The organism is Janthinobacterium sp. JC611, assembly GCF_018682595.1.
Classification (GTDB): Bacteria; Pseudomonadota; Gammaproteobacteria; order Burkholderiales; family Burkholderiaceae_D; genus Janthinobacterium.
Genome location: NZ_JAFLJN010000034.1, coordinates 62,898 through 81,001 on the forward strand (window position 1 = coordinate 62,898; position 18,104 = coordinate 81,001).

The 18,104-nt window shown below is 69.7% G+C and carries 14 protein-coding genes; 6 read left to right on the plus strand and 8 right to left on the minus strand.

From position 1 onward, the window contains the following. The first annotated feature begins 1 nt into the window (after position 1). The 3 genes from paoC (at position 2) to J0O65_RS20915 (ending at position 4,603) form a co-directional block, all read left to right on the plus strand. On the plus strand, positions 2-2,200 hold the full coding sequence (paoC, locus tag J0O65_RS20905; RefSeq protein ID WP_215409130.1) for an aldehyde oxidoreductase molybdenum-binding subunit PaoC: 2,199 nt from the start codon (positions 2-4) through the stop codon (positions 2,198-2,200). 124 nt (positions 2,201-2,324) lie between these two features. After that, positions 2,325-3,488, plus strand: a complete 1,164-nt coding sequence (locus J0O65_RS20910; protein WP_251373880.1) for an ATP-binding response regulator — start codon at positions 2,325-2,327, stop codon at positions 3,486-3,488. A 128-nt stretch (positions 3,489-3,616) separates the two neighbouring features. Beyond that, complete coding sequence (locus J0O65_RS20915; RefSeq protein WP_215409131.1) at positions 3,617-4,603, plus strand: magnesium and cobalt transport protein CorA; 987 nt, start codon at positions 3,617-3,619, stop codon at positions 4,601-4,603. 318 nt (positions 4,604-4,921) lie between these two features. Here the strand turns inward: J0O65_RS20915 and J0O65_RS20920 are convergent, their stop codons facing one another. The 6 genes from J0O65_RS20920 to J0O65_RS20945 form a co-directional block, all read right to left on the minus strand. Next, on the minus strand, positions 4,922-5,989 hold the full coding sequence (locus tag J0O65_RS20920) for an alpha/beta fold hydrolase (protein WP_215409132.1): 1,068 nt from the start codon (positions 5,987-5,989) through the stop codon (positions 4,922-4,924). 98 nt (positions 5,990-6,087) lie between these two features. Next, a complete protein-coding gene (locus J0O65_RS20925; RefSeq protein WP_215409133.1) occupies positions 6,088-6,630 on the minus strand; it encodes a cytochrome b in 543 nt (180 codons plus the stop codon). Between the two features lie 49 nt (positions 6,631-6,679). After that, entirely contained in the window at positions 6,680-7,915 is a 1,236-nt protein-coding gene (locus J0O65_RS20930; protein WP_215409134.1) for a TolC family protein, read from the minus strand. Next, positions 7,912-8,238 (minus strand): DUF3240 family protein, encoded by a 327-nt coding sequence (locus J0O65_RS20935; protein ID WP_215409135.1) that lies wholly within the window; start codon positions 8,236-8,238, stop codon positions 7,912-7,914. Before J0O65_RS20935 ends, J0O65_RS20930 begins: the two co-directional genes overlap by 4 nt. Further along, positions 8,225-11,332: an efflux RND transporter permease subunit gene (locus J0O65_RS20940; protein WP_215409136.1), complete on the minus strand. Its 3,108-nt coding sequence runs from the start codon at positions 11,330-11,332 to the stop codon at positions 8,225-8,227. The genes J0O65_RS20935 and J0O65_RS20940 overlap by 14 nt, the downstream gene beginning before the upstream one ends. Beyond that, positions 11,332-12,513 (minus strand): efflux RND transporter periplasmic adaptor subunit, encoded by a 1,182-nt coding sequence (locus J0O65_RS20945; RefSeq protein ID WP_251373881.1) that lies wholly within the window; start codon positions 12,511-12,513, stop codon positions 11,332-11,334. Before J0O65_RS20945 ends, J0O65_RS20940 begins: the two co-directional genes overlap by 1 nt. 111 nt (positions 12,514-12,624) lie before the next feature. Here J0O65_RS20945 and J0O65_RS20950 point away from each other — a divergent pair, with 111 nt between their 5' ends. From J0O65_RS20950 to J0O65_RS20960, 3 genes are read left to right on the plus strand one after another with little or no spacing between them, the layout of a single operon-like run. Next, complete coding sequence (locus J0O65_RS20950) at positions 12,625-13,311, plus strand: response regulator (protein ID WP_215409137.1); 687 nt, start codon at positions 12,625-12,627, stop codon at positions 13,309-13,311. Then, a complete protein-coding gene (locus J0O65_RS20955; protein ID WP_215409138.1) occupies positions 13,308-14,696 on the plus strand; it encodes an ATP-binding protein in 1,389 nt (462 codons plus the stop codon). Before J0O65_RS20950 ends, J0O65_RS20955 begins: the two co-directional genes overlap by 4 nt. Before the next feature lie 12 nt (positions 14,697-14,708). After that, positions 14,709-15,407 carry a VIT1/CCC1 transporter family protein gene (locus J0O65_RS20960; protein WP_215409139.1) on the plus strand — a complete coding sequence of 233 codons (699 nt, stop codon included), beginning with the start codon at positions 14,709-14,711 and terminating at the stop codon, positions 15,405-15,407. A 5-nt stretch (positions 15,408-15,412) separates the two neighbouring features. Here the strand turns inward: J0O65_RS20960 and J0O65_RS20965 are convergent, their stop codons facing one another. Then, entirely contained in the window at positions 15,413-16,258 is an 846-nt protein-coding gene (locus tag J0O65_RS20965; protein ID WP_215409140.1) for a universal stress protein, read from the minus strand. Positions 16,259-16,282: 24 nt separating this feature from the next. Beyond that, entirely contained in the window at positions 16,283-18,064 is a 1,782-nt protein-coding gene (locus J0O65_RS20970; RefSeq protein ID WP_215409141.1) for a PHA/PHB synthase family protein, read from the minus strand. Positions 18,065-18,104: the final 40 nt, after the last annotated feature.

Here is an 18,104-nt window from a genome sequence, read left to right on the forward strand (position 1 = left end):
CATGAAATTCACGACTCCCGCTACCACCAATCCCATCGACCAGCTGAAAGTCGTCGGCCGTCCCACGGAGCGCATCGACGGCCCCTTGAAAACCACGGGCACGGCGCCGTACGCGTATGAACACAACAAGGCCGCGCCGCACGCCGCCTATGGCCATGTCGTCGGCGCGGCCATCGCCAAAGGGCGCATCGCCGCGCTGGACGCCAGCGCGGCGATGCGCGCGCCCGGCGTGCTGGCCGTGGTGACGGCGGCATCGGCGGGCAAGCTGGGCAAAGGCAAGATGAACACGGCCCATCTGCTCGCTGGCCCGGACATTGAACATTACCACCAGGCCATCGCCCTGGTGGTGGCGGAAACCTTCGAACAGGCCCGCTCGGCCGTGCAGTTGCTCGACGTCAAGTATGTCGAGCAGCAGGGCGCTTACGACCTGGCCAAGGCCAAGGGCGGCGCCAGCAAGCCGAAGGACGGCAAGCCCGACAGCAAGACGGGCAACTTCGCCGCCGCCTTTGCCGCCGCCCCCGTGCGCCTGGACGCCACCTACACGACGCCTGACCAGTCGCACGCCATGATGGAGCCGCACGCCTCGATCGCCGCCTGGGAGGGAGATAAATTGACGGTGTGGACGGCGAACCAGATGGTGGACTGGGGCCGCGGCGATCTGGCCCGTACCCTGGGCATACCAAAGGACAAGGTGCGCATCGTCTCGCCGTATATCGGCGGCGGTTTCGGCGGCAAGCTGTTCGTGCGCGCGGAAGCCTTGCTGGCGGCCCTGGGCGCGCGCGCGGCGCGGCGCCCCGTCAAGGTCGCCCTGACGCGGCCTTTGATGTTCAACAACACGACGCACCGGCCCGCCACCATCCAGCGCCTGCGCCTCGGCGCCACGCGCGACGGCAAGATCACGGCCATCGGCCATGAATCGTGGTCGGGCGATTTGCAAGGCGGTCAGCCGGAAACGGCCGTGATGCAGACGCGGCTGCTGTATGCGGGGCCGAACCGCATGACGGCCATGCGCCTGGCCGTGCTCGACTTACCCGAGGGTAACGCCATGCGCGCGCCGGGCGAGGCGCCGGGCCTGATGGCGCTGGAAATCGCCATGGACGAGATGGCGGAAAAACTCAATATGGACCCCATCGTTTTCCGCATCCTCAACGACACGAAAGTGGACCCGGAAAAGCCAAGCAGGCCGTTTTCGCAGTGCCGCCTGGTCGACTGCCTGCGCACGGGCGCCGTGGAATTCGGCTGGAAGGAGCGGCAAAGCCAGCCCGGCACGCGGCGCGACGGCCGCTGGCTGCTGGGCATGGGCGTGGCGGCCGCCTTTCGCAACAACCTCGTCATGCAATCGGCCGCCCGCGTGCGCCTGGACGCCAACGGCATCGTGACGGTGGAGACGGACATGACGGACATCGGCACGGGCAGCTACACCATCATCGCCCAGACGGCGGCGGAAATGCTGGGCGTGACCTTGCAGCGTGTCGTCGTGCGCCTGGGCGACTCCGATTTTCCCGTCTCGGCCGGTTCGGGCGGGCAGTGGGGCGGCAACAGTTCCACGGCCGGCGTGTATGCGGCGTGCGTGCGCCTGCGCCAGGCCATCGCCGCCAGGCTGGGCTTTGATGAGAAAGAGGTGCGCTTTTCCGACGGCCAGGTGAGCCAGGGCGAGCGCAGCGTGCCGCTCGCTGCCGCCGCCTATCATGGCGACGTCGTCGCGGAAGACCACATGGAATACGGCGGCCTCGATAAAAAATTCCAGCAATCGACGTTCGGCGCCCATTTCGTGGAAGTGGGCGTGGACGGCGACACGGGCGAAGTGCGCGTGCGCCGCATGCTGGCCGTGTGCGCGGCCGGCCGCATCCTGAACCCGAAAGCGGCGCGCAGCCAGGTGATCGGCGCCATGACCATGGGCGTGGGCGCGGCCCTGATGGAAGAACTGGTGGTCGACCGGCGCCGCGGCTACTTCGTCAACCACGACCTGGCCGGCTATGAGGTGCCCGTGCACGCCGACATTCCGCACCAGGATGTTATTTTTCTGGATGAAACGGACCCCATGTCCTCGCCCATGAAAGCCAAGGGCGTGGGCGAGCTGGGCATCTGCGGCGTGGCGGCGGCCGTCGCCAATGCCATCCATAACGCCACGGGGGTGCGGGTGAGGGAGTATCCGGTGACCCTCGACAAGCTGCTGCGAGGGCTGCCCGTCACGACCTAGCCCCGGCCCGGCGCCCTTGCGCGCGTGAAAAAGCGTGTATTTTTGGTAATTTTCAGATGCTATGCTCGGAACGCATGTTGCGGAAAAATTCCCGGCCCGCAAGGGCATGCCGTCAGGAGATTGCATGGATAAGCCGTCGATGCCACCGCGGATACTGATTGTCGATGGCGAGCTGGCGCATGCGCGCGCGCTGTGCGACACCTTGCTCGGCCAGGCCTACGACCCGACGGGGCTGGCCTCGGGCGATGCGGCGCTGTCGCTGCTGGACGTCGAATCGTTCGACCTGCTGCTGGTCGACCTGATGATGCCCGGCATGAACGGCATCGCCGTGGTGGAAGCGGCGCGCAAGATCGATCCCGACATGGCTTGCATCATCATGACGGGCGAAGGCACGATCGCCTCGGCCGTGCAGGCCATGCAGGCGGGAGCGCTCGATTATGTCGTCAAGCCGTGCCAGGTGCCGGGCATCCTGCTGCTGCGCCTTCACACGGCCGAACTCGACGCCATGAACCAGGATTTGCGGCTGGCGTGCGAAGCGGCCGAGCGGGCGAACCAGGAAAAGACCAATTTCCGGTCCAGCATGAGCCACGAGCTGCGCACGCCGCTCAACGCCATCCTGGGCTTTTCGCAGATGCTGACGTCCGATTCCATCCCTTCGACGGCGCAGGAAAAGAAGACCTTTGCCTCGCATATCTTCGGCGCGGGCCGGCATTTGCTGGCCCTGATCAACGATATCCTCGACATCGCCAGGATCGAGTCGGGCAAGCTGCCGCTGTCGATGGAGCCCGTGGACCTGGCCGGCATCTATGACGAATGCTGGCAAATGATGGAGCCGCTGGCGCGCAAGCGCGGCATCACCTTGACGTTCGCCGAAGTGGACGGCGTGCACGTGCTGGCCGACCGCACCCGCCTCAAGCAGGTGCTGATCAACCTGCTGTCGAACGCCGTCAAGTACAACCGCGAACAGGGCGAGATCCACGTCGATTGCCTGCCCGTCGATGCGCGCCAGCTGCGCCTGTCCGTGCGCGACACGGGCTGCGGACTGAGTCCCGCGCAGCTCGAGGCGCTGTTCCAGCCCTTCAGCCGCCTGGGGCGCGATGCGCGCGACGAGGAGGGTACGGGCCTGGGGCTGGTGGTCAGCAAGCGCCTGGCCGTAGCCATGCGGGCCAGGCTGGGCGTGGCCAGCACGCCCGGGCGCGGCAGCACTTTCTGGCTCGACATCGCCAGTTGCCCGGCGCGTGCTAGCGATGGCGTTGCTGTAACGCAAGACGTTGCCGCAGGTGGCTGACGACCTGGAATTCGTCCGCGCACATGGCGCCGTCCTGCCGGGCAACGGGCAGTTCGCCTTGCCCGTCTGCACCCGGCGCTTTCCGCTATACTGGCCCCCCGCCTTGCCGCCACCAGCCGAAAATTACCATGGACCTGAGTACCCACGCCGCCGTCGTCAATGGCGAAGCCTATCGCGATGGCAAGAAAATCGCCCATTTCGACATCGGCAAGGTGGGCGACTTCCTCGGCGACCCCGATTGTTTCGTCTGGATCGGCCTGGCCAGCCCCGACGTCGCGGCCATGCAGGCGCTGCAAGCGGCCTTCGGCTTGCACGAACTGGCTGTCGAGGATGCGCAGGGCGCGCACGAGCGGCCCAAGCTGGAAGAATACGGCGACACCCTGTTCATGGTGATGCACACGGCCACCCTGGACGGCGAGGCCATCGCCTACGGCGAAACCCACGTCTTTCTCGGTCCCCGCTTCATCATCACGGTGCGCCACGGCCCCTCGGCCGGCTATGCGAAGCTGCGCGAACGCAAGGAAAGCGTGCCGGGGAAACTCGCCAGCGGCCCCGGCTACGTCCTGTATTCCATCATCGATTTCATCGTCGACCAGTACCAGCCGTGCATCGACCATTTGCAGGCCCGCTTCCAGCACCATGAATTGCAGCTGTTCAAGCCCAGTCTCTCCGAAGACAAGCTGCAGGATTTCTATCAGCTCAAGACGGAACTGCTGAAGCTGGACTCCGCCGTCAATCCCCTGCACGACATCTGCACCCAGCTGATCCGTTTCCATGGCGACATCGTACCGAAGGAAAACCGCATCTATTACCGCGACATTCTCGACCACGTCAAACGGGTCACGCACACGGCGGGGCAGATGCGCGAGCTGGTCAATTCGGCCATGCAGGTGGCGCTCGGGCAAATCTCGATCCGCCAGAACGAGGTCGTCAAGCGCCTGGCCGCCTGGGCCGCCATCCTGGCCGTGCCCACCATGGTCTTCAGCCTGTACGGCATGAATTTCGAGTTCATGCCGGAACTGAAGTGGCGCGGCAGCTATCCGGCCGTCATCGTCGTCATCATCGCCGGCTGCTGGTGGCTGCACCGGCGCCTGAAGCGCGAGGGATGGCTGTAGCGGCGGTGGATGGCCGGCATGCAAATATTGGAGAGTTTTCCCGCCCCAATCAGCTGCTACGATGAAGTGTCTTGGCAAGGCGGTTGACGGCAGGTGGCGGAACCTCCTTGGCGTGGATAGCGGTCCGGCTGGCGCTGCACCCCAGAGCCGCCGATGCCGACCACATGCGCTGTCCAACGCCGCAAGGCTCCTGGTTTTCAGGAGCCTTTTTTTTGCTTCATCGCCGTTTGCTGGGGGAAGGCTGCCATGCGCTCGGCAGTGGAAATCCGCTAAGGGAAACGGCGAGGAGCGCGCCGTGTTCGACGAGGCACTGCACGGCTATTGCAGCCCTTCCCAGCGCATGGCCTCGATGGCATCGACCACCGTGCTCTCGTATTCGATGAAGAAATCGCTGTGGAAACCGTTGTGTATCACCAGGTGCTGGCTGCCGGGCAGGGCGGCGGCCAGGCGGTCGCCGTCGGCCAGGCGCAGCGGGCGGATAAAGTCCAGCAAAGCTTGCGCGCCGGCCTGGGTGGCGGGGTCGGCTTGCAACAACCATGGAAACAGGTTGCGCAAGGTGCCGGGATCGACGGTGACGACCAGCGCCGGCGCGCGTACGCGGCGGTAGTCGGGCGAAAAATCGTGCGCGGCCATGTCCATGGCCCTGGCGATGGCGGGCGGGGTAGTTGGCCGCACCGAACCGTCGGGCTGCAGGTCCAGCGCATCGCGCCAGTTCGCTTCCAGCGCCGGCCACCATTGCTTGTTGATCCGTTTGGCATACGCGATCGAGGCGGCCAGCGATGCCAGGTCGGCCGGGCCGGGCGGCGGTTCGTCGAAGGGCGTGGCTTCCGGCTCCTCGTAGCCGCCGCTGGCCAGGTAATCGAAGGTCGTGTCCAGATACACGAGTCCGCGCACGCGCCGCGGGTGGCTGCCGGCGAACAGGGTCAGCTCGTTGCCGGCAATCGAGTGGCCGGCCAGGATGATGCGCTCGACACGCAAGGCGTCGAGCACGGCCAGCAGGTCGGCCACCAGGGTGGCGGGCGCGTAGGCGTCGGCGCCGATGGAAAGCGGCTTGCCTGACTGGCCATAGCCGCGCCGCGTGAGGGCCAGCACGCGGTGGCGGCGCGCCAGCGCGGGCGCCAGGCTGTCGAAGGCATGCGCATTGGCGCCCAGGCCGGCCAGCAGCACTATCACGTCGGCGTCGGCGTCGCCGCCGCTGCCCGGCGCCGCGGACCAGTCGCGCACGTGCAGGCTGACGCCGGGGGCGACGGCGACCTGCCGGTCCTTCACGTGCGCGGCGGTCGAGCTGCCGGAACCGCCGCAGGCGGCGAGGGCCGCCAGCGCGCCGGCGCCCAGCAGCAGGCGCCGGCGGGCGTGGAAATGCGAGGTGTTGACTGTTCTGGCCATGCGGTACTCCTCATCGGGTGGAAGGCATGAGCAGTATCGGCGCCGCGCATGAAGCGCGGCTGAGCGCCGCATGAAGACAGGCTGAAGGGCGGTGCGCGCTACAGCATGCGCTGGAACACGCCGTCCTTGTCCAGCAGCAGGTGCTTGAGGCCCGCCAGCACATGCAGCACGACCAGGCCGGCCAGCGTCCAGGCGGCCAATTCATGCAGTTCGAAGTACTGTTCGGCCAGCGCATGGTCGGGCGCGAACCAGCGCGGCAGGGCCAGGCCGAAGAAGGCCACGCCGCTCTTGCTCAGCAGCGCGCCCGCCAGGCCCGTGGCCGGCACCAGCAGCATGCCCAGGTACAGCAGGCCGTGGCCCAGGCGCGACAGCCGCGCCTGCCAGGACGGCAGCGACGCCGGCAAGTCGGCCGGCCGGTGGCCCAGACGCCAGGCGGCGCGCGCGGCCAGCAGCAGCAACAGCAACAGGCCCAGCGATTTATGCAGCTTGAAGTAGATGTCGCTGCCGGGATCGTCCTCGATTTCCATCATATACCAGCCCAGGGCCAGCATGACGGGGATCAGCACGGCCATCAGCCAGTGCAGCAGGCGGGCCGGGGCCGCGTAGCGCCAGCCCGGCGTATTCATATTCCTGGTGTTCATGGTGTTTCCTTCTCGGTCAGTTGCGTGAATGAATCGTGTTGGCGCCGCCTCAGTCGAGGGACCAGATGGCGTGCGCGTCGAGCTGCAGGCGCGCCTGGGCCGCCAGCGCCTCGATCTGCGCCGTCTGCGCCGCCAGCGCCGCGTCGAGCGCCTGCCGCCGGCCGGCCAGCGCGTCGGCCAGCGTGCACTCGCCCGCCTGGTAGGCGCGCTGCATCAGCTCCGCCTGGCGCATGGTGTGTTGTTGTACCTCTTGCAATGTAGTCCAGATTTCGCGCGCGTGCACGCTGTCGCTGGCGGCGCGCCGGGCCGCCAGGGCGACGCGCAGCCGCGTCTGCGCCACCCGTTCGCGCGCCAGCGAGGCCTGGATGGCCGCCGCCGACCTGTCGGCCGCGCGTGCGGCGCCGGGCAAGGGAAACGACAGGCTCACGCCAATGACCCGCTCCTGGCCGTCGCGCTCGCGCGCCGCGCGCAGCGCCAGCGTGGGGTCGGGCATGGCGTCGCTGGCCAGGCGGCGGGCGCGCATGGCGTGCAAGTCCGCTTCCGCCTGCGCCAGCTGCAGTTCGTGGCTATCGTGCTCGATGTGCTTGATGCGTTCGGTCCAGCTGGAGACGGCCTCGCCGCCGGCCTGCGGCAGGGGCAGCGCATCGGCCTGCGGACGCGGCAAGCCGGGGTAGCCGACGGCCAGCAGGGTCAGCGTCTGCTCGCTGCGCTGGCGCGCCTGCTGCAGCAGGGCCAGCACGCGCCGCTGTTCCGTGTCGGCCTGCAGCAGGTCGAGCGCGGCGCCGTCGCCCGCCTGCACGCGCCGCGCGGCGATGGCCTGCAGGCGCTGCGTCACGGCCAGCTGCTCTTCCAGCCGCGCCACGCCGGCCAGCTCGCGCAGCGCGTCGAACCAGTCGCGCAGCAGGGCGCGGCCCGCCTCGTGCCAGGCGTCCGCATGCAGCGCGCGCGCCACGGCCAGGCCTTGTTCGCCCAGCGCCTGGTCCTGGCCGGCCTTGCCGAACCAGCGCAAGGGCCGTTCCAGCGCCACTTCCTGTTCCCGGTAGCGTTCCGCGTCGGGCGCGCCGCGCCGGCTGGCGCCCGCGCGCAGCGTCCATTCGTACGGGCCGGCGGCCAGCTTGTCGCGCTCCGCGCCGGCCAGTTGCGTGTTCAGCGCCCCCTGGCGCAGCGCCGGCAGATTGGCCAGCACGCGCCGCACGTCGGCTTCGGGCGGCAGCGCGGACGGGGCGCCGGGCGCCGCCTGCGCTCCCGCCGCGAGGAACAGCAGCGCCACGGCGCGCGCCTTCATGCCAGCCTCCCGTGGCACAGCACGGGGCTGATCCAGTAGGCGATGTCGGGCCGGGGCAGCCGCGCCGCCAGCGCCTTTACCAGCAGGCGCAGCTCGGCGTCCACGCCGGCGACGAGCACCAGCTTGCGCCGTCCCCGTCCCATCACCTGCTCCAGGCTGGAGGGGTAGGCGGCGCCGGGCCCCATGCCTTGCGCCTCGAGCACGGAAAAACCGGCGGCCCAGGCCGGGTGCAGCAGCAGGCAATCGAGGACGTCCTCTTCGAGGGCGGCGGGCAGGGCCAGCGTCAGCATGGCGTCGCAGGGGCAAGGGTCAGGGTGCTGCATGAATGGCTCCAGTCAAGGGTGGGGGGAGGGCGCATGGAGGCGCCACGCCGTAGCGGCGGAACAGCAGGGGCAGCAGCACCAGGGTCAGCACGGTGGCGCTGAGCAGGCCGCCGATGACGACGATGGCCAGCGGCTTCTGGATTTCCGCGCCTGGCCCCGTGGCCAGCAGCAGCGGCACCAGGCCCAGGCCCGTGATGCAGGCCGTCATCATGACGGGCCGGAATCGCCGCGCGGCGCCTTGCAGCACCAGCGCGCCGATGGCCGCGCCGCGCGCATGCAGGTCGTTGAAGCAGGTGATCATCACCAGTCCATTGAGCACGGCGATGCCCATCAGCGCGATGAAGCCCACCGAGGCGGGCACGGACAGGTATTCGCCCGTCAGGGCCAGCGCATACACGCCGCCCGTCAGCGCGAACGGGATGTTGACCAGCACCAGCAGGGTTTGCCGGATGCTGCGCAGGGTGCAGAACAGCAGCAGGAAGATCAGCGCCAGCGCGACGGGCACGACGAGCGCCAGGCGGGCGGCCGCGCGCTGCTGGTTCTCGAACTGGCCGCCCCAGGCGATGCGGTAGCCGGGCGGCAGCGGCACCTGGCGCGCCACCAGGGCCTTGGCCTCGTCGACGAAGCCGACCAGGTCGCGCCCGCGCACATTGGCGCGCACCACCACCAGGCGCGCCGCGTTTTCGCGCTCCACCTTGACGGGGCCGTCGACCGTGCGCAGGCTGGCCACCTGGCTCAGGGCGATGGCCGGGCCGTCGGCCATGGGCAGGCGCAGCTGGCGGAACAGCTCGGCCGACAGCTGCAGCTGTTCGCCGCCGCGCAGCAGCAAGGGCAATCGCTTGCCGCCTTCGATGACGATGCCCGCCTGGCGCCCTTCGATCAGGGTGCGCAGATCGCCCTGGATCTGCTCCACGGACAGGCCCAGGCGGGCGGCCGCCACGCGGTCGATGTCGACCTGCAGGTATTGCACGCCCGCGTTTTGCGCCGTCAGCACGTCCTCGCTGCCGGCCAGCGTCTGCAGCCGGGCCACGATGCGCGCGGCCAGCGCGGCCAGTTCCTGCTTGTCCGGGCCGTAGATCTTGACGGCGACGTCGCCGCGCACGCCGGACAGCATTTCCGAGGTGCGCATCTCGATGGGCTGGGTAAAGCTGATATTGACTCCTGGAAAGCTCGCCGTGGCCCTGCGCAAGGCGTCGACCAGCGCCTCCTTGTCGGCGCTGCGCCATTGCGCGCGCGGCTTGAGCACGAGGAAGGAGTCCGTTTCATTCAAGCCCATGGGGTCGAGCCCCAGTTCATCGGAGCCCAGGCGCGCCACGATGCGCTGCACCTCGGGCACCTGTTCCAGGATGCGGCGCTGGATGGCCAGGTCCAGGCGCGCCGATTCCTGCAGGTTCACGGACGGCAGTTTTTCGATCTGCATGATGATGTCGCCTTCGTCCAGCGTCGGCATGAACGATTTGCCCACGTGCAGGAAGACGCCGGCCGCCAGCAGCAGGGCCGCCACGGCCAGGCCGCCGACCAGGCGCTCGCGGCGCAGCGCGTGCCCGAGCAGCGCCAGATAGGCCGCTTCCAGCTTTTGCACCAGGCGCGGCGTGCCTGCCGCGTGGCGCTCGGGCAGCAGCAGCGACGCCAGCACGGGAATGACGGTCAGCGACAGCAGCAGCGAGGCGGCCAGCGCGAACAGGATGGTCAGCGCCACGGGGGCGAACAGCTTGCCTTCCAGGCCCTGCAAGGTCAGCAGGGGCAGGAAGACGATCATGATCACCAGCATGCCGGCGCTGACGGGCAGGGCCACTTCGCGCACGGCCCGGTAAATGCGGTGCAGGCGCGGCACGCCCGGCTGCGCGTGGGCGCCATGGGCCTCGATGTTTTCCACCACCACCACGGCCGCGTCGACCAGCATGCCGATGGCGATGGCCAGGCCGCCCAGCGACATCAGGTTGGCGCTCAAGCCATACGCCTGCATCAGCAGGAAGGTGCCCAGCGCCGCCAGCGGCAGGATGCAGGCGACCACCAGCGCCGAGCGCAGCTTGCCCAGGAAGACCGTCAGCAGCACGATGACCAGCACGGTCGCTTCGGCCAGCGCGCCCGTGACGCTGGCCACGGCCCGCTCCACCAGCTTGCCGCGGTCGTAGAAAGTGCTGATGGTGGTGCCCTTGGGCAGGCTGGGAGCGAGCGCGTCAAGGCGCGCGCGCACCTGCCGCAGCACCTGCTGCGCATTCGCGCCGCGCATGGCCAGCACCAGCGCCTGCACGGCTTCGCCGCGCCCGTCTTCGGTGACGGCGCCGTAGCGCGTCAGCTGGCCGATGCGCACCGTCGCCACCTGGCCCACGTTCACGGCCATGTCGCCGCGCCGCGCGATGCCGATGGCGCGCACGTCGGCTAGCGTGCGCAGGCCCGCGTCGCTGCGGATCAGCAGCGCCTCCTCGCCGCTGCCCAGGCGGCCCGCGCCGTCGCTGCGGTTGTTCGCTTCCAGCGCCTGCTGCAACTGCGCGAGCGACAGGCCGCGCGCGGCCAGGGCGGCCAGGTCGGGCACCACTTCGAAGCTGCGCACCATGCCGCCCAGCGAATTGACGTCGGCCACGCCGGCGATGTTGCGCAGCTGGGGGCGGATGGTCCATTCGAGCAGCGTGCGCTTTTCCATCAGGCTCAAGGGCCCTTCGATGGTGAACATGAAGATTTCGCCGAGCGGCGTGGTGATGGGCGCCAGGCCGCCGCTGACGGAGGCGGGCAAGTCCTTCAATACGCCGGCCAGCCGTTCGCTGACCTGCTGGCGCGCCCAGAAGACGTCCGTGCCTTCCTCGAAGTCCAGCGTGATGTCGGCGATCGCATATTTCGATTGCGAGCGCAGCACGGCCTGGCGCGGGATGCCCAGCAGTTCCTGCTCGATGGGGGCGACGATGCGCGCCTCGACTTCTTCCGGCGTCATGCCGGGCGCCTTCACAATCAGCTTGACCTGGGTGCCGGAGACGTCGGGAAAGGCGTCGATGGGCAGTGCGCGGAACGCTTGCACGCCGGCCGCCGCCAGCAGCGCGGCCAGCACCAGCACCAGCAGGCGCTGCGACAGCGACACGGCGATCAGGCGGGCCAGCATCACTGGCCTCCCTGGGCCGGGGCGTCCGCGGGCGTTCCCAGGCCGCTCCAGCTGCCCTTGAGCGCCGCCAGGCCGCGCACGGCCACCGCGTCGCCCGCGGCCAGCGCGCCGCGCACCCAGGCCATGCCGCCGCCGGCCGGCGTCGCTTGCACGGGCGTGGCGACGAAACCCTTGCCGTTGGCGACAAACACATACTGCTGGCGCGCATCGCCCGTGCCGCGCACCAGCGCCACGGCCGGCACGGCCACGCCGCCCGCCGTACCCGCCCGCTGCGTCGGGCGCGGCTGGCGCGCCTCGACGAAGGCGTTGACCTTCAGGCAAGGGTCCTGGCCCACTTGTTGCGCGCGCAGCTGCGCGCCTTGCGTGGCGGCGTCGACGACGGGCGAGATGGCCGTCACGCGCAAGGTGGCGCAGCCGTCCACCTGCAGCAGGTCGCCCACGCGCAGCAGCGGCAGTTGCGCGCGCGTCGCCTGCAGCTGCACCCACAGGGGGCCGCTGGCGGCCATGCGGGCCAGCGGCGCGCCCGCTTCCACCTGCTGCCCCGCCTCGACCGGCAACGCCAGCACGGTGCCGGCCCGGCTGGCGCGCACCGTCAGCAGCGGCGACGGCGCGCGCCGTTCGCGCAGGCGCCGCAGCGCCACGCCATCGAGGCCGGCGCCGCGCAGCGCCTGTTCGCGTTCGCTGGCCGCCAGCGTGGCCAGCTGCGCCGCGTCGCGGCTCTCATCGAGCCGGGCGCGGGCGATGATGCCGTCGCCGTACAGCCCTTCGTCGCGCGCCAGCCTGGCCTGCGCCAGCCGCGCCGCGCTGGTCTTTTCCAGGTAGGTGCGCTGCCACTCGAGCCAGCCCAGGCTGTACAGGGTCAGCAGCGGCGTGCCGGCGCCTACCTGCTGCAGCGGCGTCACGTGCACCTGCCGCACCACGCCATCGAGCGCGGCGCTGGCCAGGGCGCCGGCGTCCGGCGGCGCCACCACCGTGCCCGACAGGACCAGGTCGTTGCCCGCCGGCGCAGCGTCGCCGGGCAGCGTGGCGAGGGCCGGCGCGGTGGCGATGCCGGCACGGCTGATTTGCTGCGCGCTCAGGAGCAGTTGCTGCGGCGCGGCGGCCGACAGCAGGGGCCAGCCGAGCAGGGCCAGTATTGGCCAGCAAGGCGGGCAGCGGTTAAGATGGGAGGAAGCGGGCATGGGAGGCGGCCGGAAGTGGAAGATGCGGCGATGGTCGCCAGCAGATGTTAAGAAGTTCTTAATGTCCGGCGCCTACGCTGCGGGCATGAAATCAGGACAGGACTAGCCAAGATGCGCATATTGCTGACAGAAGACGACCCCCAGCTGGGGCGCGCCACGCAGATGGGACTGGAGCAGGCCGGCTATGCGGTCGACTGGGTGCAGTCGGCCGAAAGCGCGCACACGGCCGTGCGCCTGCACCGCTACGGCTGCCTGCTGCTCGACCTGGCCCTGCCTGGCGAGGATGGCATGCAGGCGCTGGCGACCTTGCGCCGCGGCGGCTATGACGGGGCGATCCTGATCGTCACGGCGCGCGACCAGATCGTCGACCGCGTGGCGGGCCTGGACGCGGGCGCGGACGACTTCATCGTCAAGCCCTTCGACCTCGACGAGCTGGCGGCGCGCATGCGCAGCGCCTGCCGCCGCGCGGCCGGGCGCACGCGCGAAGAACTCGTGCATGGCGATATCGTCATCGACGTCGCCGCGCGCCAGGTGCGCCAGGCTGGCGTGGACGTGCCCCTGACGGGCAAGGAATTCAGCATCCTGTTGATGCTCGTCGAACAGCGCGGCCGCATCCTGAGCCGGGTGCAGCTGGAAGAGGGCGTCTACAGCTGGGGCGAGGAAGTCGACAGCAACGCGCTGCAGGTGCATATCCACCATCTGCGCCGCAAGCTGGGCAAGGCGCTGATCCGCACCGTGCATGCGATCGGCTACAGCATCGACAAGCCCGCCACGCCCGATATGCAGGCGTGGCCATGACGGCGTCCACCCCGCGCGCCTGGTCGCTGCGGCGCACGCTGCTGGCCGTGCTGCTGGGACTGACGTTCACGCTGTGGGGCTTCAGCGCCGCCATCGTGTACCTGGAAGCGGGCCGCGAAAGCCAGGAGCTGTTCGACCAGTCGCTGGCCGAGACGGGGCACTTGCTGCTGTCGCTGGCCGAGCACGAGGTGCAGGAGCATGGCGCCAGCACCTCGCTGGTGATGCCGGTGGCGCAGAACCGCAACCACCGCCAGTATCTGCTGTTTCAGGTGTGGGATGCGCGGCATCGCCTGCTGTACAAGAATGCCGGCGCGCCGGACCAGGCGTTCGCCGCGCCGGCCGACGTCGGCTACAGCTGGCGCGACAACGATGGCCGGCGCTGGCGCATCTACACGAGCTGGAACCACGACGCCAGGCTGCAGATCCAGGTGGCCGAACCGGCCAGCCACCGCCAGGAAATCAGCAGCCGCTTCGCCGTCAAGCTGCTGGCCATCGGCCTGCCGATGGCGGCCCTGGCGGCGCTGGCCATCTGGTGGAGCATCAACCGCGTGTTTCGCGCGCTGCGCCGTTCGGCCGACGAAGTGGCGCAGCGCACGCCCGACGATCTGGCCAGTGTCAGCGTGACGGGCGCGCCCGTGGAAGTGCAGCCGCTGCTGCAGGCCATCAACCGCCTGTTCCTGCGCGTGCGCCAGACGCGCGAGCAGGAGCAGCGCTTTACGGCCGATGCCGCGCATGAATTGCGCACGCCGCTGGCGGCCATCAAGACCAACCTGCAGGTGCTGCAGCGCGCGCGCAGCGATGCGGAGCGCGAGGAATCCGTGGCCGGCCTGGGCCTGAGCGTGGACCGCGCCACGCGCCTGGTGGGGCAGTTGCTGACCCTGTCGCGGCTCGACCCGCAGTCGCAGCCGCCCCTCGACCTGCCCGTGCTGGACCTGGCCGCCGTGCTGGCCGACCAGCTGCCGTCCTGGATGGCGCAGGCGCGGCGCCAGGGCCTGCAGTTGCGGGCCGACCTGGCTGCCGCGCCATGCCGGCTGCAGCCGGACCATGTGCTGATCCTGGCGCGCAACCTGGTGGACAATGCCATGCGCTACACGCCGGCCGGCGGCAGCTTGGCGCTGGCCTGCGGTAGCGAGGCCGATGGCGTGCTGCTGCGCGTGAGCGACACGGGGCCCGGCATCGCCGAACCCTTGCGCGAGCGCGTGTTCGAACGTTTTTTCCGCGCCGCCGGCACGCAGCAGCCAGGCAGCGGCCTGGGTCTGTCGATCGTGCGGCGCATCGCCGAAACGCACGGCGCCAGCGTGCAGCTGGCCGCCGGGCCCGATGGCGCGGGCCTGCTGGTGACGGTGCGCTTTCCGCTACCCTTGGGGCCATCCCAGCATGCATAAAGGAGTCTGACCATGCCATTGCGACACCGCGAGCTGCACCGGCTCGACAACGTAGGCTGGCTGCGCGCCGCCGTGCTGGGCGCCAATGACGGCATCGTCTCGACGGCCAGCCTGGTGCTGGGCGTGGTGGCGGCCCATGCCACGCACGACAGCATCCTGGTGGCCGGCGTGGCCGGCCTGGTGGCGGGCGCCATGTCGATGGCCACGGGAGAATACGTGTCGGTGCAGTCGCAGGCCGATACGGAGCAGGCGGCGCTGGAGCGCGAGGACGGCGAGCTGCGCGACGATCCCAAGGGCGAGCTGCGCGAGCTGACGCATATTTATGTGGAGCGCGGCCTGGCGCCGCCGCTGGCCGCCCAGGTGGCCAAGGCGCTGATGGCGCATGACGCGATCGGCGCCCATGCGCGCGATGAACTGGGCATCACGGAGAGCATGCGCGCGCGCCCGCTGCAGGCGGCGCTGGCTTCGGCGCTCAGTTTTGCCGTCGGCGCGGCGCTGCCGCTGCTGGTGGTGCTGCTGGCGCCCATGGCCCTGCTGGCGCCGGCCATCGTGGTTTCGTCGCTGCTGTTCCTGGCGCTGCTGGGCGGCCTGGCGGCCAGGACGGGCGGCGCGCGCGTGGGCCGGGGCGTGCTGCGCGTGGTGTTCTGGAGCGCACTGTCGATGGCGGCGGCGTCCGGCATCGGCGCGCTGTTCGGCATCACGGCGGCGTGACGCCGTCAGTGCGACACCAGCACCGGCAACGTCATCTCCTGCAGCACCGTGCGCGTGACGCCGCCCAGCAGCGTCTCGCGCAGGCGCATGTGGCCGTAGCAGCCCATCACGATCAGGTCGCAGTGCCGCTGCGCCGCGATGGCCAGCAGGGCCGTGCCCACGTCCTGGCCCGGCGGCGTGTCGTGCTGCAGCACCTCGACGTTGACGCCGTGGCGCGCCAGGTACAGGGCCAGGTCGGCGCCAGGCTGCTCGCCATGCGCGGCCGGCTGGGCGTGTGAATTGACGACGGCCAGGCTGACCTGCCGCGCCCCTTGCAGCAGCGGCAGCGCATCGGTGATGGCGCGCAGCGCCTCGGCGCTGCCGTTCCAGGCCAGCAGCGGATGCTGCGGCGCCCCCGCCGGCGCGGCGGAGAGCGCGTGCGGCACCATCAGCACGGGCCGGCCGCAATGGAGCATCAGGTATTCGGCCGTGCCGGCGATGACGCGCGACGGCGTATCCTGCGCGTCCGTCTGGCCCAGGATCAGCAAGTCGCAATAACGGGCCTGCAGCAGCAGCGCGCCTTGCGCGTCGTCGTCGACGAAGCGCGTTTCATAGGCGCCCAGGCCTTCTTCGCGGGCGATGCGCTCGAAGTCGTGCAGGGCCTCGCTGGCCTGCGTGCGCAGCGCCTGCATCTGCGCCGGCGCGAACTGCAGCGCGTTGACGCCGCCGCCATACGCGTAGCGCGAGATGCCGCTCATGGCCGAACCGATCAGATGGGCCCCTTCGGCGACGGCCAGCCGCACGGCCAGGCGGATGCGCTGGGCGCAGTGGCGGGAATTGTCGACGTGGACCAGCAGGGTGGTGTAGGGCATGGCATTTTCCTCGGTTGTCGGTGGTCAGGTCTGCAGCACGTAGCTGCCCGGCGCGTCGCCCAGGTCGGGCCCCATGGCCGGCGGCGCCACTTGCGCGCCCGCGCGTTCTTCCAGCCAGGCTTGCCAGGCGGGCCACCATGAACCGTCGTGGTGCGGCACGTCGCGCTGCCAGCTGTCCGCGTCGACATACGCCTCGTCGTGGCGGTGCGTGGCCAGCTGGTAGCTGCGCCCCGGCTGGCCCGGCGGCGACACGACGCCCGCGTTGTGGCCGCCCGAGGTGAGCAGGAAGGTGACGTCCGTGTCCGTCAGCAGCTGCAGCTTGTACACGGAGCGCCACGGCGCCACGTGGTCCGTCAGGGTGCCGACGGCAAAGATGGGCGCGTGGATGTCGGGCAGGGCGATGTGGCGGCCCGCCGTGCGGTAGCGGCCTTCGGCCAGGTCGTTGTGCAGGAACAGGCGGCGCAGGTATTCCGAATGCATGCGGCAGGGCATGCGCGTGGCGTCGCCGTTCCAGGCCATCAGGTCGCTGCCCTGGTCATCGAGGCCCAGCAGGTAATGGCGCAGCCGGCGCGACCAGATCAAGTCATTCGAGCGCAGCAGCTGGAAGGCGCCCGCCATCTGCTTCGTGTCGAGGTAGCCCTGCTTCCACATGGCCGCTTCCAGGAAGCTGACCTGGCTCTCGTCGATGAACAGCGACAGTTCGCCCGGCTCCTTGAAATCGACTTGCGAGGCCAGCATGGTGAGGCTGGCCAGGCGCGCATCGCCGTCGCGCGCCATGCTGGCGGCGGCCATCGCCAGCAGGGTGCCGCCCAGGCAGTAGCCGGCCGCGTGCACCTGCGGCGCGCCCGTGATGCGGACGACGGCGTCAAGCGCGTCCATCACGCCCAGCTGGCGGTAGTCTTCCAGCGACAGCTCGCGGTCTTCTTCCTGCGGGTTTTTCCAGGAAATCATGAATACCGTGTGGCCCTGGCCCACCAGGTAGCGCACCAGCGAATTGTGCGGCGACAGGTCGAGAATATAGTACTTCATGATCCAGGCGGGCACGAACAGCAGGGGCGTGGCATGCACCTGGGCCGTCGTGGGGGCGTATTGGATCAGTTCGATCAAGTCATTGCGGTAGACCACCTTGCCCGGCGTGACGGCCATGTTGCGCCCCACCTTGAACGCCGCTTCGCCGGGCGCGGCACGCCCCAAGGCGGCGCGCTGCCAGTCCTCGACCGCATGGACCATGCCGTGCGCCAGGCTGGCGCCGCCGCTTGCGAGGGTCGCTTGCTGCACCACGGGATTGGTCAGCATGAAGTTCGACGGCGCCAGCATGTCGAGCCACTGGCGCACGGTGAACGTGACGACGTCCTCGTGGTGCGCCGAGACGCCGCGCACGCCCGTGGTGGCGCGGTGCCACCATTGCTGCTGCAGCAGGAAGCCCTGGTAGACGAGGTTGTACGGCCAGCGCCGCCAGGCCGGGTCCTCGAAGCGCCGGTCTTGCGGCAGCGGCACGATGCATGGCGGCGCACCCGGCAGCGCCGATTGCACGGCGTACTGCTGCCAGCGGCCGATCTTCTTCCACGCTTCCTGCAGCAGGGCTTGCTGCTTCGATGGCGCCAGCGCCAGGTGGCTGAGCCAGTCGGCATACGCGTTGCCCAGCGCGGCCGGCGAAATGCCGCCCGTGAACTTGCCCAGCCAGGCGTTCAGCAGCAGGTCCAGGGTGGCGCCTCCCGGCGCGCTTTCCGGATAGTCGTGCGCCGGCGCGCCTTGCCAGGCACTGCCCAGGCGCTCATGTTCCACTTGTTGCGTCGCATTGTTCATCCGGGGCTCCTGTCATTTTTTTACAGGATAGCAAGAGCTT